Source organism: Mesorhizobium sp. 128a (assembly GCF_053848025.1).
The window spans coordinates 530,258-546,608 of record NZ_JBSPKY010000001.1; the positions used below are offsets into that span (position 1 = coordinate 530,258).

The window sequence follows — 16,351 nt, forward strand, 5'->3', positions numbered from 1 at the left end:
ATCAGGACGGAACCTCCATTCCGTCCGCCGACGCCGCAGGACTGTGACTCACTCAGAAAGGAACCGCAACCTTTCGAAAGAGTCTTCCAAAGCGCTTTGGTCTTTTTGATCTCGCCATTGAATCCAATGGAAGTCAAGAGGCTAGGAGCCAAATCGATTTAATTTCGGGCCGCAACACTTGATAAAGTGCAGTGCAGCATAGTTTTTTGGCAGCGCAACAGCAAATTATGCTTCAATCTGGCCGGACCAGTGCGTATGGTCGCCAAGCTCGGCTGCGCCCATCACGGCGCCCGCGTGGATTCAAAATTAAAAGCGCTTTGAGGCTTGGAGGCCTCCCGGGTGAACCTGAAGCAGCTCTCCCATATGCTGGCTCTGTCGCAGACAACGGTCAGCCGCGCGCTGAACGGCTATCCGGAGGTCAACGAGGAAACCCGCCGGCGCGTGGTGGATGCCGCCAAGCGCCACGGCTACCGGCCCAATCCGAGCGCGCGCCGGCTGGCGACCGGCAAGACCGGTATGATCGGCTATGTCCTGCCGACCGGCGCCTCCGTCGATATCGACCCGCATTTCGTCGAATTCCTTTCCGGCCTGGGCGACTATGCCCGCTCGCACGAACTTGACCTCGTTCTGTCGCCGGCAGATGCCGACGACCAGGAGACCACCTATCGACGCATCGTCGCCAACCGACAGGTCGACGCCGTCTACATCTCCTCGCCGCGGCCAGCCGACCGGCGGGTGGCGCTGGTCAACACGCTGGGCATTCCCTTCATCGTCCATGGCCGCAGCGACGGCTTCGACTTCGACTACCCGTTCACAGACATCGACAATGAGGGCGCCTTCCACGAGGCGGCCCGGCTGCTGGTCCAGCTCGGTCACCGCCGTTTGGCCCTGATCAATGGCGATGACCGCGAAACCTTCGCCATCCACCGTGAGCGCGGTATGCGCCGCGCGCTGGCCGCCAGCGGCCTGACGCTCGGCGAGCGCCATGTCTGCTCGGTGACGATGACCGAGGAGAACGGCTATCGCGCCGCCCGGCGCCTGCTCGAACAGAGCGAGCCGCCGACAGCGATCGCCTGCTCCAGCCTGATCATGTCGCTGGGCGTCGTGCGCGCGGTGCGCGACCTTGGCCTGACCATTCCCGGCGACCTGTCGCTGATCGCCCATGACGATGTCTTCCCATGGCTGAAGCCGGAAAACTTTTCCGTGCCGCTGTCGACGACGCGCTCCTCGATCCGCCTCGCCGGCGCCCGCGTCGCCGAGCGGCTGGCGGCGCGCATATCGGGGCTGGAAGAGGGCGCGCGCGGCGAGGTCTGGCCGGTCGACCTGGTGGTGAGAGGCTCGGTGGCCGGCGCGCCGGGTTAAACCAGAACTCTCAATCGCTGGAAGCGACGACCTTGGTTCGACACAGACTCGCCGTCTGTCGTCCAGCCGACAGGCACTCGTTATGTTACCGCGGTGACCCTTCCCGCCGCATCGAGGCGACATGTGACTTTCGCTTGTCGCACTTGGATATCGCCTTGGCGCGCGTACTGTATTCGCACCTCGATCGGCGCCATCAGCGCAGCGTGACGTTGGCGCATTGGACCGGCACTCACCGCCGACACACGCAAGGCGCCAAGCGGCGTTGCGGCAGACACGATCGCCGCGCGGCAGGCGCTCACGACTGCGGGCGTCGCCCCGGGTTTCGCTTTCAATGATGCCAGGGGCCCAAAGGGATAGCCCGTGATAATCCTACCGAGCTCGCCGCGCCCGGCTTTGGAGGGCTTGAGGGTGGATGGCAGGTCGATGGTGCGCGTGGCGCTATTGGCCGAAACAACGGCAGTGTTGTCTGGGGCCGGGCTGCCGCTTGTAGCCGCCGCAGCGGCGGACGGGTTCTTGGTACCTGTCGATACGCTTGCGCTTGCGTTGCCCAAATTGCCGCCAGCATCGACACCGACGCCAAGCGACCCGTTGCCCGTGCCGACCGATGCCCCAACAGTTGTTCCGCCCACACCGTCGACGCTCGCACCCACCCCCACAGAGACGCCCTGCTGACCGGCGCTCACTCCGGCCCCGACCCCGAGACCGCCGACCTTGCCGCCACCCCCCACGTCAACGGCCGACGCAGGTCCAGTGGCTACTCCGATCATTATTGCGACTGCCACGTATTTGTACATTGCGGGATTCCTCCTGCGGCACAGGTCTGGGCTCGCCCCAGCCGCACTCTTGGCGTTCACCATCAAGGCCCCTGCGGGGTCGGGAGCAATGCGTCGGGAAGGGTAATGGTCGTCGCCACCACAACCCGTTTTGACGATTTCTGAACCTTCTTGTTCTTCTCCTGCAACCCCGGTTGACGGGCCGGCTGGCTTGCAAGTGGACCTGCCGCGACCCGAGCTTCGGTTGCGTGCTTGATACGCGCGATGCGACGCACACTTTGGGCTTTGACGAGCTCGATCGCCTTGCGCGCAGCGCTGAGGTTGATGGCCATGCGGACAACCTTTTCGCGCGCTTGCTCCAAAGCAGCGCTCAACTCTGCGGAAGCCTGCTTTGCCGCGTCGCGTTCCTGGAGGGCACCGTCGAGATCACGCACGACTGATTCCGTCCATGCGCGTTCCAGCTTCAATGCGTCGCCGGCCTGCTTCAAAGCGGCCTCGGCCGCCTGTCGGCCCTTTTCGGCATTGGCCCGTTTGGCCGCAGCCAGATCTGCGCTTGTCTTGTTGGCGTCGCTGGCCTGGCGGGCTAAGGTGAGTTCGTGTTCGGAGAGCTCAACCCTGTGCCGCTCCTCATCGAGCGCTCGGTTGAGGGCTTCGTCTCTTTGACCCGCCTCCTTCAAGGCTTGTCCCTGCTTGGCCGCAGTGTCGGCAGCTACGCGTGCCTGCTCACTGGCGTCGCGTTCGGCGCGCTGCATCAAGTCCAGTTGCGCTTTTGCCGCCGCCAATTCGCTCTGCGCTGCAACGAGCTTCTGCTGCATTGCGGCGCCATCGTCTGCCGGAGATATCAGCCACAGCAGCAATATGCATAAGGGAATGGCGCTCCACCTCCAGTGGCCCATGCTAAAATGAATCCAGGCCGGACGCGTGTCGCCTTGGAGCTCTGAAGATGATCCACCTCTGAACGTCAATGGCGCGAACCTCGCTGCTAGTTATTCTCACCACACTCAGGACCACGCCATTCGGTCGTGCTTGCGGTGAGCAATTTCAGCATGCCAGTTCTCTTCGTATGAACCGATTTTGGCCGAAGGGAAACTTGCACTAATTGAGATTGTTCCCAATGCTTGTGCCAACTACCTAATAAGGCTTAGGTGTCCAAAAGGCGTAGGTGACCGGCTGGTGGTTGCTGAAGGTCAACGTGCCGTGCGACCGTTGCGGGCGCCTTCCCTTGGTCGGTATTCCTGTGTGATGGTCGGAGACGTGACTCCCATCGAAGGAGATTGCCATCATGTACGACTAGATCATCGCATAGCTCGGCATAGGAGGCCTGCGAAGGTTTCAGAGCTTTGCTGTCGTGGGACAATGGTCTGCCTGGACCTGTCCTTGATTTGGCTTGTAGGGGGTGGCAACCAGTAAGCCATCGACCAGTCATCCAGGGTGTATCGCTTGCCCAAATTCCCGTTCTCCGAAACGGATCCAATCCAACATCCTGGGCCACCGCCGAAGAGTTCGGAGGTGGTGATCGTTGGCGGCGGTGTTATCGGCGTAACGACGGCGCTTTTCCTGGCGCAGCGCAACATTCCGGTGACGCTGCTGGAGAAAGGCCGCGTTGCAGCCGAGCAGTCCTCCCGAAACTGGGGCTGGATCAGAAAGCAGGGACGAGACGCCGACGAGTTGCCCATCGTCATCGAGGCTATTCGCCTGTGGCGGCAACTGGCCGAGGAATGCGGCGAAGACATCGGGCTGGCCCAGACAGGCGTGACCTATCTGGCTGAGACCGACAAGGACATGGCCGGCTTCGAGGCGTTCATGAAGATCGCCGCGATCCATGATCTCGACACCCGCCTCCTGGACGGTGACGAAACCGCGAAGTTCATCAAAGGCATGTCGCGCAGGTTCAAAGGCGCGATGACGACGCCGTCCGACATGCGTGCGGAGCCTTGGCAGGCGGTGCCTGCGCTTGCCCGGCTTGCCGTGCGAAAAGGAGTCAAAATCGTAGAGAATTGCGCAGCGCGAACCCTCGAAATCTCAGGTGGCAAAATCAAGGGCGTGTGGACCGAGGCGGGATACATCGAGGCCTCCAGCGTATTGGTCGCGGGCGGCGCGTGGTCATCCCTGTTCTTGCGCAGACACGGCGTCTCCATCCCCCAACTCAGCGTCAGGGTAACCGCAGCCGCGACCGAGCCCTTGCCCGAAATCTATCCGGGCGCCGCAGCTGATGAACATATCGCTTTCCGGCGCAGGCAGGATGGCGGCTACACGCTCGCCGCCGGCGGCAGCCATCTGCTTTACGTGGGGCCTGACGCATTCCGGCACGCCACCAAATATCTTCCCGCCCTCAGGGGCAATCCACTGGGAACACGCTACTTTCCGTTCGCTCCATCGGGCTACCCCGATGCCTGGTCGACGCCGCGCGATTGGGCGCCGGATTCGCGAAGCCCTTTTGAGAGAATGCGAGTGCTCAGCCCGGCTCCTGAACCGGCCCGTCTGCGTTCGATAGAACGCAGATTCAAACGTCTTTTTCCGCAATTCGAGACGGTTCGCCTAAAGGCCGGCTGGGGCGGCATGATCGACGCAATGCCCGACGTCGTCCCCGTCGTGGATCGCGCGCGGGCAGTCGGCGGTCTTTTCATCGCGACGGGGATGAGTGGTCACGGCTTCGGCATCGGGCCTGGCATAGGTCGCGTCGTCGCCGACATGATGCAGGGAAACGCGACGGGGCACGACCTCAGCCGTTTCCGACTGTCGCGCTTTTATGATGGAAGCCCTGTCCGGTTGGGTCCGGCCCTCTGAATTGGTCACGCGTAACTTCTTCTTCGTCAGCGCCTTCGCGTCCAGCCACCCGTAGCCGGAATTCCTCGCGCTGGTCGTCTGCGATTTTGTTACCGAGTGCCGGTTTTGGTGTAACTTTGCAGATACAAATGTGGAGCATTTAACAGACTGTTGAGCGACTCCTCGGGCATATCCCCGACGCGCCCAAAGCTCTACAGGAGATGAAGATGTCAATGTTTGAAACGGTCGCGCGCTATGGAGCGGCCATCAAAAACGCCCGGGAAGCACGAAAATCCGAACGCGTTCTGAATAGCCTGCCGTTGGAAATTCAAAAGGACATTGGCTGGCCGGTTACACCGCGCCAGAAAAGGCTCTCGTCCAACAGTTGGGGCAGGATCCTCTGAACGTGGCCCCCCAAACCTCAGCGATCCCTGGAGTTCGGCCTTGCCGGAGTTACGCCAGCGCAGCGCTTCGCCAAGGCGATTCCACGCTCACTCCCATGCTGCGCACAACACGCCCGTGAGAAGACATTCCGTCCGCTGCAAGCCGGACCCTCACCTGTCAACAGGAGTACGACATATGACCAAACACACGGAAACCGCTACAAATGGTGTCAACGTAGCCGCCTTGCTTGGCGCCCGCGACGCGCTGAAGGATGCCCCCGAGGCCGCCCGCTTCAAGTGGCGCGCGACCAGTGAGTGGGTCAAGGGGACCCACAATCGAGCTACGGTCGACGGATTCTTCGGCCTTGGCGCGGAACAACAGCATCGCCAGACCTACAAGTTCGAGTCCGATCACCCCGAAATCTTTGCATCCGAGGACAAGGGGGCGACACCGGTCGAGTTTGTGCTGGTCGGCCTGGCCGGCTGCCTGACCGCGGGTATCGCGGCTGTCGCGCAAAACCGCAACATCCAGCTCCACTCGGTCAAGGCGACGCTCGAAGCCAGCATGGATATCCAGGGCATCCTCGGCATCGATCCGGACGTGCGCAATGGCTTCGACGGCATCAAAGTGCATTACGATATCGACGCGGACGCCAGCGCAGAAGACATAGCCGCTCTTGTCGCGCAGTCGCAGAAGCGCTCGGCCGTCTTTGACGTGATCGCCAACCCAACCGATGTCACGGTCACATCGAGCAAGTCCTGATGAGCGAAAGCACATCGCGCGGGATCGCCGGCACCGTTGACGTCGTCGTCATCGGTGCCGGTCACTCGGGCCTGGCGATGAGCTATCTGCTGGGCCAGCACTCGCTCAGGCATGTGGTTCTTGAGCGAGGCGAGGTCGCGAACAGCTGGCGCACGGAACGCTGGGATTCGCTGCGCTTGCTCACGCCCAACTGGATGGCGCGGCTCCCCGATTATCCATACCAAGGCGACGACCCGGACGGCTACATGAGCGCCGGGCAGGTGGCCGATTTCATTTCCGATTACGCCACACATACATCGGCACCGGTTCTGACGCGCACCACAGTCGCCAGAGTTGTGCAGAGCAGCCACGGCTTTCGGGTGGAAACCCAAAATGGAGACTGGCTGTGCCGTGCCGTTGTGCTCGCGACTGGCGCCTTCAACAAGCCGGTCATACCGCGACTGGCCGAGGCCATGCCCGCGACCCTCGGACAGCTGTCGGCTCACTCCTACCGCAATCCGGGGCAACTTGCCCCTGGGGGCGTGCTGGTCGTTGGGGCATCGGCGACAGGCCTGCAATTGGCGCAGGAGATTCAGCTTAGCGGCCGGCCCGTCACGCTCGCGGTGGGCGAACACGTCCGGCTGCCGCGCGCTTATCGAGGTCGCGACATCCAGTGGTGGATGCTTGCGACGGGCGTACTCGACCAGCGGATCGAAGACGTTGACGACCCCGACCGCGCCCGAAGGGTACCATCGCCGCAGCTTGCCGGCACATCAGACCGCGCCACGCTCGACCTCAATGTCCTACAGGGGCAAGGCGTTAAAATCGTCGGACGCCTGATGGGCGTTCGAGACGCAACAGCCCAGTTTTCCGGATCGCTTCGCAACGTCTGCGCGCTCGCCGACCTCAAGATGAACCGGCTGCTCGCTTCAATCGACGAATGGGCAGAGGCGAATGCATTCTTCGGCGTCGGTCCCGTCGAGCGTTTTGCCGCCACTGCAATCGGCGTCGCGCCGCAACTGAAGCTCAAACTCGGCGAAGACATTCGCACGGTGCTGTGGGCCACCGGTTTTCGACCTGACTTTTCCTGGCTGGACTTGCCGATCTTCGATCGCAAGGGCGACCTCAAGCATGATCGAGGCGTTGCTGAGGTTCCCGGGGTCTATGTGGTGGGACTGCCATATCTACGTCGTCGGAAATCGAGCTTCATTCACGGTGTCGAAGACGATGCGCGGGAACTTACCGCCCATCTGACCAGCTATCTCGACGGGACGCTCAAGCGTGAGATGCCACTGCGCGCTGTTGCCACGTGAAGCGGACCGCGCGCCGCAAACTCACTTCTTCGCCGCTTCAGCCGCCTTGGTGTCCAGCAACCCGTAGCCGAAATCATTGTCCCGCCCCTTCGGGCCGAGATCCCTCGCGGTGGCGGCCAGCGCCTTTTCGATATCGTCGGCCGAGCGCTCGGGTGCGGCGTGGATCAGGTTGGCGATCGCACCGGAGACGATGGCGGCGGCAAACGAGGTGCCGGTGACGACGTCCGAGCCGGCGCCGCTCGGCGCAACCATTTCGACGCCGGGCGCGGAGATGAAGACGTAGGCGCCGCGATTGGCCTGCTGCATCAGCCCGTCCTTGGCATCCGTGGCTGTCACCGCGATGACGCCGTCATAGGCGGCCGGATAGCCATAGGGCGCCTTCGGACCGTTGTTTCCTGCGGCGGCGACGAGAATGATGCCGAGCCCACGGGCATTGCGGCAAGCGGTGGCGAGCAGGTCGTTCTTGGGGCCGACGAAGCTCATATTGATGATCGAGACGTTCTGGTCCGCCGCCCAGTCGAGCGCCGACAGGATGACATCCATGGTCGACTTGCCGCCTTCGAAGGCCCGCGCATGGTAGATCCGCGCGCCGGGCGCCATGCCTTCGAGCGCACCGACGCCGGCAATCAGCCCGTCAACCGAGGTTCCGTGGTCACGCTTTTCGATCGGCACATTGGGCATGGCGTCGAACTGGTCGGCAATGACGCCGGCCAGCGCCGGATTGGTGTCGTCAATGCCGGTGTCGATGACGGCGACGCGCACGTTTTCGCCGCTGGCCTTCTTGTTGTCGAGCTGGATGCGCTCGAAGGCATAGTTGACGATGCCGGCCGCCTGTTGCAGCGAATAGACATGGTTGGGCTCGCGCCGCTGGGTGCGGCCGTCGGCGGCCAGCTGCGCCAGCACGGTGCCAACCGGGCGGCCATCGGGGATGCCGAAGCGCACCAAAGTAGTGCCGAGCAGACGCGACTGGCGCTGCGAGCGCACTTCAAGGCCGAAAGAGGCTGCGATCTGCTGGACGGCGCCGGCATCGCCATCGATGGTCACCAGCACTTCGTCGGGCACGAATTCGCCGACCACGGCGCGGCGCGGCGCAGTCGCGACAAGATCGGTCGGCGAAACGATCGCTCCGCCGGCCGGCGGTCCGGCCTGCGAGTCGGCAGGCGGCGCTGACGGCCGAGGCGTCGGCACCGGCGCTGCGGAAGCGGGTGGATTGGGAAACAGGTCGACGATCAGGGCCGGAAGGACAACAGTGCCCTGGTCGCCGCCCGCTCCGCCATTTGCACCATTGTCGTCCTTGGGGCAGTCGGCAGCCGCCGCACTGGCCGGGTCGGTGCAGTCGGTCTTTGTGCGGCCGGCATTGGGATCTTTGGTCTGCGCCGACGCAGGCACGGCGGCGATTGTCATCGCCGCCGCCAGAGCAATTCCAAGAAAAGTGCGTAGCGGTTTTCTGTCCGGAATTGCGTCAAAACAAAAAGATAGAGCGGTCCGGCGTTTCGGTGAAACGGTGAACCGCTCTAGGAGTGCTGCAAATCGAATGACCGCCTTAGCTGCCATCAACCGGTTTCCTTCCCTCGATCACAGTCTCCGTGAAAGGCTGGGCGGCAATAAGGCCGACGAGCTTGGCGTAGTCTGCTCCGGTCTTGGCCGGGATGGCGATGCGGAAGACGCCCGAGGCGGTCGGCCCGCCGGCGATCTTCAGCCCGTTCTGGTCGAGGAATATGGCGATGTCGGACATCCTGGCCTCCGGCTTGAACTTGACCAGCGCGAAGGGCAGTTTCGCCAGGTCATCCTCGGCCCCGGCAATCTCGAAATCATTGCCCTTGCCGCCGGTGTGCACGTAGGACTGCACCACCACCAACGCCAGCAAGACCGCGGCTGCCGCCCAGGCGACGCCGACCGGCACCGCCATGAAACGGTCGAACGCCTGCGCCAGCCAGGAACGGCCCGCCGGGGCGCGCGCCGGCCCGGCCTCGGCGTCGAGCGCCTTGGCAAAGCGGCTGAGCGCGGCGGCCGGCGGCCGGATCGCTTCATTGGCGGCAGTGGTGCCGGAGAACTCGGCCTCGGCCTCGCCAAGCGCCGCCATCGCGGCCGGATCTGTTGCCAGCCACTCTTCGACGGCTTCGAGGTCGGAACCTTCCAGCGAGCCGTTCAGGTAGAACGGCAGCAGCGTTTCCATTTCGTCGCGGCGCGACATCTTTTCAGCGGCGCTCATATCTTCAGGATTGCTCATGGCCACCCCCTATCGTAACCGGCGGCCTTCAGGGCTTCGCCGAGTTTCTTGCGGGCGTAGAACATTCGGGTCTTGACGGTGGCGACGGGGATGTTGAGCACCTCGCCGATCTCCGTCACCGACTGTCCGTGGTAGTAGGCAAGGTCGATCACCGAGCGGTGTTCTTCCGGCAAGGCATCGACGAAGCGCCGCAAGGCGGCGCCCTTGTCTTCCTTCATGGTGGCGACTTCGGGCGTGTCGGCGCTGTCGGGAACCTGCGCCGCATCGTCGTCGTCGATCCAGTCTTCCTTCTTCTTGCGCAGCATCGAAAGCGCCTTGAAGCGGGCGATGCCGAGCAGCCATGTCGAGACTTCCGAGCGTCCTTCGAAGCCGGGCGCCTGGCGCCACAGCTCAAGAAAGACCTCGTTTGCGATATCGTCGGCCATCATTTCCGATCCTGTCTGGCGCGCCACGAAGCGGTAGACCCGCGCGTGATGACGCATGAACAGCAGCCGAACAGCGGCACGGTCGCCCTTCGCGACCCGGTCGACAAGCGCGCGATCAGTCTCGGTCGCTGCCGTCATGGCCGGTCGAGCCGCCTGGCTCCTGTTAGCTCTGTCGCCGATCGTGCCAAAAAGGTTCATCCTTCCGCCAAAGGAATTTTGCGGAAGCTAACCGAAGAAGATGTGTGTTGCCAGTGGGGGCTGTGGGGGAAGGGAAGAGCGCCCAGCTCAATCCAGAAAAGCCTTCGCCTTCATCGTCGCCGGCACTGCCACGCCCAGCCGCTTCAGCACGGTCGGGGCCAGCTGCAGCTGGTCGAGCAGCGTATCGGCCTCCGGCCCTTTGCCTTGCCCGAAATAATACAGCGCGAAATCCTGCATTTCGTCGTCATGGCCGCCATGATGGCCGCGGCCTGTCTGGCCGTGGTCGGCGGTGACGATCACCTCGTAGCCGGCTTGCCGCCAGCCTGGCAGGAAGGCAGCCAGCATGCCGTCCATCGCGTAGACGGCATGATCCATCTCGTGGCAGTCATGGCCGAAGCGGTGGCCCATCGAATCCAGCGTACAGGTGTGCAGGATGCCATAATCGATACCGTGGCGCCGGGTCAGCATGGTCAGCGTCGCAAACAGGTCGACATCGCTCGGCGTCATCTGGTTGCGCAAATTGTAGCCGGTCATGGTGTGGAAGCGGCCATGCGTGATCGGCCCATCCGGCTCGTCGAACTCCATGTCCTCGACCAGGTCGAACGGATAGGAGCGGAAGAATTCGGACCAGTAGGAGTGCGTCACCGCGCCGGTCTTGCCGCCAGCCTTGCTGACCTCGGAGAAAATGTCCGGCTTATCGACGAGAAATCGGTTCTCGTTGGACAGGATGCCGTGTTCCTGCGGCGAAACCCCGGTGTGGATCGAGGCATAGCAGCAGGCCGAGGTCGACGGCAGCACCGAGCGCATCTTCCAGACCTTCGCCTCGCCCGACTGCACCCAGCCCTCGAGATTGCCCATCAGCCGGCGCCAGTTCCGGTAAGGCACGCCGTCGAGGACGATGAGGAGAAGCTTGGTCTCGAGCGCCATGACGGCTCCGGGCGATTGGGCAGAGACAAGGGCCTGTTGCCTTTAGGCGGCAGGCCCTCTTCTGTCATGGGGCCAGACGTTCGGCCAGTGCGTGTAGATGCTCGCGCAGTGCTTGCGTCAGTTGCCCGCGCTTGCCATGCGCCGTCCCTTGATCGCCTTTTCCAGCCAGCCGATTTCCATCTCGGGAACGGAAGACAGCAGCAGATCGGTATAGGCGTCGAAGGGCGGCGTCAGCACCTTGCTCTTGGCCCCATAGCGCACCACCTCGCCGCGATACATCACCGCGATCGAATCGGCGATCGACTTCACCGTCGCCAGATCGTGGGTGATGAAGAGGTAGGCGACCTTCTCATGCTGCTGCAGGTTCAAAAGAAGCTTGAGAATGCCGTTGGCCACCAGCGGGTCGAGCGCCGATGTCACCTCGTCGCAGATGATCAGCTTCGGCTTGGCGGCAAGAGAGCGAGCAATACAGACGCGCTGCTTCTGGCCGCCGGACAATTCGGCCGGATAGCGGTCGAGGAAGCCCTTGCCCATCTCGATCTCGTCGAGCAGTTCGGCCACACGCTTGTCGCGTTCGCGGCCGCGGATGCCGAAATAAAACTCGAGCGGTCGGCCGATGATGGTGCCGACGGTCTGGCGCGGGTTCATCGCCACGTCGGCCATCTGGTAGATCATCTGCAATTGCCGCAGATCCTCCTTCGGCCGGTCGGCGAGCCGGTTGGCGAGCGGCCTGCCGTCGAACGTGACGGTGCCTTCCTCGGGCGGCAGAAGCCCGGTGATGGCGCGCGCCAGCGTTGATTTGCCGGAGCCGGATTCGCCGACGACGGCCAGCGTCTGGCCCGGATAGATGTCGACCGAGACGTTCTTCAGCACCTTGACATGGCTGCCGCCATAGGCGGCGGTGACGTTCTTGACCGAGAGGAACGGCGCAGTACCTGGTTTCTGTTCGGCGTGCTCGATCTCATGCACGGAGACCAGCGCATTGGTATATTCCTGGCGCGGCTCCTTGATGATCTGGCGGGTGCCGCCCCATTCGACCAGCCTGCCATGGCGCAGCACCATGATCTCGTCCGAGACCTGGGCAACGACGGCAAGATCGTGGGTGATGTAGAGCGCCGCGACATGGGTGTCTCGGATAGCGTCCTTGATCGCCGCCAGAACGTCGATCTGCGTCGTCACGTCGAGCGCGGTGGTCGGCTCGTCGAAGACGATCAGGTCCGGCTCCGAGCACAGCGCCATCGCCGTCATCACCCGCTGCAACTGGCCGCCAGAGACCTGGTGCGGGAAGCGTTCGCCGATCGTTTCGGGGTTTGGCAGGCTGAGCTTCTTGAACAGCGCAATAGCGCGCTTCTCCGCCTCGGCCCGTGTCGCTGTGCCGTGCAGCAGCGTGGCTTCCACCACCTGGTCCATCAGCTTGTGCGCCGGGTTGAAGGCGGCAGCCGCCGATTGCGCGACATAGCAGACCTCGCGGCCGCGCAATTTGCGGAAACCTTCCTTGCCGCCCTTGAGGATGTCACGGCCGTTGAGGAGCACCTCGCCGCCGGTGATGCGTACACCGCCACGGCCATAGCCCATCGACGACAGGCCAATGGTCGATTTGCCGGCGCCGGACTCGCCGATCAGGCCGAGCACCTTGCCCTTTTCCAGCGTCAGCGAGACGTCGTGCACCAGCACGATGTTCTTCGGCGCCTCGCCGGGGGGGAACACTGTCGCTTCGATGCGCAGGTTGCGAATATCGAGCAGCAGGCCGGGCTTTGCTTTTGTGTCGGCCATCACCCGCGTCCTCCCTTCAGGCTTGTCGTGCGGTTGAGGATCCAGTCGGCAACAAGGTTGACCGAAATCGCCAGCGCCGCGATCGCGGCGGCGGGGAAGAGCGCGGCCCCAATGCCGAACACGATGCCGTCCTTGTTTTCCTTGACCATGCCGCCCCAGTCGGCATCCGGCGGCTGTACGCCAAGGCCGAGGAAGGACAGCGTCGACAAGAACAGCACGGCATAGATGAAGCGCAGGCCGAGTTCCGAAACCAGCGGCGACAGCGCATTGGGCAGAATCTCGCGAAAGATGATCCAGCCGCTGCCTTCGCCGCGCAATTTGGCGGCTTCGACATAATCCATGACGTTGATGTCGACGGCGACTGCGCGCGACAGCCGATAGACGCGGGTCGAGTCGAGAACGCCCATCACCAGGATCAGCGTCACCAGATTGGTCGGCAGCACCGAGAGCACAACGAGCGCCATGATCAGCGTCGGGATCGACATCAGGAGGTCGACGAGACGTGACAGCAACGTGTCGAACCAGCCGCCGAACACGGCCGCCGAGAAGCCGAGTATGGCGCCGAGCGAGAAGGACAGCGCGGTGGCCAGCACCGCGATGAACAAGGTGACGCGGGCGCCATAGATCATGCGCGACAGCAAATCGCGGCCGAGATTGTCCGTGCCCAGCCAATGCGCGGATGACATCGGTTCCCAAGGGACGTCGCTGACAATCTCGGCATTGCCGTGCGGCGCGATCCACGGCGCGAAGACGGCTGCCACGACAAACATGGTGGTTAGCACGATGCCGATCAGCGCCGGGATGGGGATGCGTTTGATATCGAGCATGCCCGCCCCTATTTCGGATGTCTGAGGCGCGGATTGGCGACGATCGCCCCGATATCCGCAATGATGTTCAGGCTGATATAGACGGCCGCAAAGATCAGGCCGACCGCCTGCACCACCGGCACGTCGCGCTTGGTGACGTGATCGACCAGGTATTGCCCCATGCCGGGATAGACGAAGATAACCTCGACCACGACGACGCCGACGATGAGGTAGGCGAGGTTGAGCATGACGACATTGATGATCGGCGCGATCGCATTGGGGAAGGCGTGTTTGCGGATGACGTTGAAGGCCGACAAGCCTTTCAGTTCCGCTGTTTCGACATAGGCCGACTGCATGACATTGAGGATGGCCGCGCGGGTCATTCGCATCATGTGGGCAAGAACAACCAGCGTCAGCGCGGCGGCCGGCAGTGCGATCGCCTGCATGCGCTCGCCGAACGGCATGCCGTCATAGACCGTGGAAATTGCCGGAAACCATTGATATTTGACGGCAAAGAAAAAGACCAGCACGTAGCCGATGAAGAACTCCGGGAAGGACGTAGAAGCGAGCGCCAGGCCGGAGATCAGCTTGTCGACCCAGCCATTGCGGTAGCGCACCGCGATCAGGCCGAGGATGATGGCCAGCGGCACGGCCACGATCGCTGCCCAGAAGGCGAGGAACAGCGTGTTCCACAGCCGCCCCTTGATCGAGGTCGCAATATCCTGGCCGCTCGACATGGCGGTGCCTAGATCGCCGGTCAGCGCGCCCCCGAGCCAGTGGAAATACCTGATGTAAGCCGGCTGGTTCAGGCCGAGCTGCTCGCGCAGATTGGCGAGCGACTCCGGCGTCGCCGACTGTCCGAGAATGGCTTGTGCAACGTCGCCGGGCAGGATTTGCGTGCCGGCGAAGATCAGGACCGAAACGGCCAACAGGAGGACGATGCCCAGCGCAATGCGCTGGGCCACCAGTTTCACGATGGGTGAGGACATCTCCGCAAGGCCGGGCTCAGGCTTCGAGCCAGCACTTTGCCAGGGCGTAGCCGTTCATCAGCTCCTGATGCGGATCGTCGACCCAGCCGCCGACCTTGGCGCCGGTTGCGTCGATGAACTGATTGAACATCGGCAGGATCAGGCCGCCCTCGTCGCGCACCATGACGGCCATGTCGTGGTACATCGCCTTGCGCTTGGCCTCGTCGAGCTCGGCGCGCGCCGCAAGCACCATCTTGTCGAAGTCCGGGCGCTTGAAACGCGTGTCGTTCCAGTCGGCGGTCGACAGGTAGGCGGTGGAGTACATCTGGTCCTGGGTGGAGCGGCCACCCCAGTAGGAGGCGCAGAAGGGCTGCTTGTTCCACACCTCGTTCCAGTAGCCGTCGCCGGGCTCGCGCTTGATCTCGAGCTTGATGCCGGCCTTGGCGGCGCTCTGCTGGTAGAGCTGGGCTGCGTCGACGGCGCCCGGGAAGGCGACGTCGGAGGTCCTCAGCAGCACGGAACCATCATGGCCCGACTTCTTGTAGTGGAACTTGGCCTTGTCCGGATCGTACTTGCGCTGCTCGATTTCGGTGAAAAGCGGATAGGAGGCGTTGATCGGGAAGTCGTTGCCGAGCGAGCCGTAGCCGCGCAGCACCTTGTTCAGCATCTCCTCGCGGTCGATCGCCAGCTTCAGCGCCATCCTGAGGTCGTTGTTGTCGAACGGCGCCGTGTTGCAATGCATGATGAAGACGTAGTGGCCGGGGCCGGCATGGTTGCGGATGGTGACGCCCGGAACGCGCTTGATCAGGTCGACGATCTTCGGCTCGACGCGGTTGATCATGTTGACCTGGCCGCCCTGCAGGGCCGCCGTGCGCGCCGTCGCGTCGTTGATGACGACGACTTCGATCTGATCGGCATGGCCCATCTTGTCGCCCTGCCAGTAATTGGCGAAGCGCTCGCCGACATGGCGCACGCCGGGCTCGTTGGTGACGATCTTGTACGGGCCGGCCGAGATGCCGCCGTCGGGCTTGTCCTTGCCGCCGTTGGGCTGCACGATCAGGTGGTAGTCGCTGAGCAGATAGGGAAGGTCGGCATTGGCCTCCTTCAGCGTCAGCACCACTTCCTTGCCGCTGGCCTTGATGCTCTCGATGCCCTTCATGTAGCCGAGCGCGCCCGACTTCGACTTCTCGTCGGAATGGCGCTCGAGCGTGGCGGCGACGTCCTCGGCGGTCACGGTCTTGCCGTTGTGGAACTCGACGCCGTCGCGAATTTTCAGCGTCCACACCTTGGCGTCGTCCGACGAGCCGATCTCTTCGGCAATGCGGTTCTCGAGCTTGCCCTCGGGCGACAGCTCGACGATCATTTCGCCCCAGCACTTGCCGAAGGCGAACGGCACCTGGGTCATCATCAGCGCCGGGTCGAGGCTGTTGGTGGATTCACCGCCGACCAGGCCAGCCTTCAGCGTGCCGCCCTTGACCGGGCCTTCCGCGCGAGCCGCGCTGGAAAGCAGCATATTGGCAAAGGGTGCGGTGACGCCGAGCGCGGCAGCGCGGCCGAGAAAATCACGGCGGCTGAGCTTGCCGGACGCAACACGCCGGCTGAGATAGTCGAGTTCGTTTGTCATGATGAGTTCCTCACTCTGTTGGTTTCGACCTTGTGGTCGTTTCTTATTTTCTTGTGAGGGG

14 protein-coding genes are annotated in these 16,351 nt (G+C 63.2%); 5 read left to right on the forward strand and 9 right to left on the reverse strand.

Translation table 11 applies throughout. From position 1 onward, the window contains the following. Positions 1 to 339 precede the first annotated feature (339 nt). Positions 340 to 1,362, forward strand: a complete 1,023-nt coding sequence (locus ACWTU9_RS02405) for a substrate-binding domain-containing protein (protein WP_455856921.1) — start codon at positions 340 to 342, stop codon at positions 1,360 to 1,362. An 856-nt stretch (positions 1,363 to 2,218) separates the two neighbouring features. On the opposite strand, the gene ACWTU9_RS02410 is transcribed toward ACWTU9_RS02405, so the two are convergent. After that, positions 2,219 to 2,950 (reverse strand): hypothetical protein, encoded by a 732-nt coding sequence (locus ACWTU9_RS02410; protein ID WP_455856922.1) that lies wholly within the window; start codon positions 2,948 to 2,950, stop codon positions 2,219 to 2,221. Positions 2,951 to 3,575: 625 nt separating this feature from the next. Here ACWTU9_RS02410 and ACWTU9_RS02415 point away from each other — a divergent pair. The 4 genes from ACWTU9_RS02415 to ACWTU9_RS02430 all read left to right on the forward strand — a co-directional run bounded on the left by ACWTU9_RS02415 (position 3,576) and on the right by ACWTU9_RS02430 (position 7,339). Continuing rightward, entirely contained in the window at positions 3,576 to 4,922 is a 1,347-nt protein-coding gene (locus tag ACWTU9_RS02415) for an NAD(P)/FAD-dependent oxidoreductase (RefSeq protein WP_455856923.1), read from the forward strand. Between the two features lie 206 nt (positions 4,923 to 5,128). After that, positions 5,129 to 5,305: a hypothetical protein gene (locus tag ACWTU9_RS02420; RefSeq protein ID WP_192255001.1), complete on the forward strand. Its 177-nt coding sequence runs from the start codon at positions 5,129 to 5,131 to the stop codon at positions 5,303 to 5,305. A gap of 175 nt (positions 5,306 to 5,480) precedes the next feature. After that, positions 5,481 to 6,047 carry an OsmC family protein gene (locus ACWTU9_RS02425; RefSeq protein WP_455856924.1) on the forward strand — a complete coding sequence of 189 codons (567 nt, stop codon included), beginning with the start codon at positions 5,481 to 5,483 and terminating at the stop codon, positions 6,045 to 6,047. Continuing rightward, positions 6,047 to 7,339, forward strand: a complete 1,293-nt coding sequence (locus tag ACWTU9_RS02430; protein ID WP_455856925.1) for an NAD(P)-binding domain-containing protein — start codon at positions 6,047 to 6,049, stop codon at positions 7,337 to 7,339. Before ACWTU9_RS02425 ends, ACWTU9_RS02430 begins: the two co-directional genes overlap by 1 nt. A 21-nt stretch (positions 7,340 to 7,360) precedes the next feature. Here the strand turns inward: ACWTU9_RS02430 and ACWTU9_RS02435 are convergent, their stop codons facing one another. The 8 genes from ACWTU9_RS02435 to ACWTU9_RS02470 form a co-directional block, all read right to left on the reverse strand. Continuing rightward, entirely contained in the window at positions 7,361 to 8,743 is a 1,383-nt protein-coding gene (locus ACWTU9_RS02435) for a S8 family serine peptidase (RefSeq protein WP_455856926.1), read from the reverse strand. Between the two features lie 139 nt (positions 8,744 to 8,882). Further along, positions 8,883 to 9,551, reverse strand: a complete 669-nt coding sequence (locus ACWTU9_RS02440) for an anti-sigma factor (RefSeq protein ID WP_455857124.1) — start codon at positions 9,549 to 9,551, stop codon at positions 8,883 to 8,885. Positions 9,552 to 9,565: 14 nt separating this feature from the next. Then, on the reverse strand, positions 9,566 to 10,132 hold the full coding sequence (locus tag ACWTU9_RS02445) for a sigma-70 family RNA polymerase sigma factor (RefSeq protein ID WP_352555779.1): 567 nt from the start codon (positions 10,130 to 10,132) through the stop codon (positions 9,566 to 9,568). A gap of 147 nt (positions 10,133 to 10,279) precedes the next feature. Next, the gene (locus ACWTU9_RS02450) at positions 10,280 to 11,119 is read right to left on the reverse strand and encodes an alkaline phosphatase family protein (RefSeq protein WP_455856927.1); all 840 of its coding nucleotides are present in this window, start codon (positions 11,117 to 11,119) and stop codon (positions 10,280 to 10,282) included. A gap of 117 nt (positions 11,120 to 11,236) precedes the next feature. Continuing rightward, complete coding sequence (locus ACWTU9_RS02455; RefSeq protein ID WP_454587524.1) at positions 11,237 to 12,892, reverse strand: ABC transporter ATP-binding protein; 1,656 nt, start codon at positions 12,890 to 12,892, stop codon at positions 11,237 to 11,239. After that, positions 12,892 to 13,719: an ABC transporter permease gene (locus tag ACWTU9_RS02460; protein WP_455856928.1), complete on the reverse strand. Its 828-nt coding sequence runs from the start codon at positions 13,717 to 13,719 to the stop codon at positions 12,892 to 12,894. Before ACWTU9_RS02460 ends, ACWTU9_RS02455 begins: the two co-directional genes overlap by 1 nt. An 8-nt stretch (positions 13,720 to 13,727) precedes the next feature. Continuing rightward, a complete protein-coding gene (locus tag ACWTU9_RS02465; RefSeq protein ID WP_454575943.1) occupies positions 13,728 to 14,687 on the reverse strand; it encodes an ABC transporter permease in 960 nt (319 codons plus the stop codon). 16 nt (positions 14,688 to 14,703) lie between these two features. After that, a complete protein-coding gene (locus tag ACWTU9_RS02470) occupies positions 14,704 to 16,290 on the reverse strand; it encodes an ABC transporter substrate-binding protein (RefSeq protein WP_454587522.1) in 1,587 nt (528 codons plus the stop codon). Positions 16,291 to 16,351 lie beyond the last annotated feature (61 nt).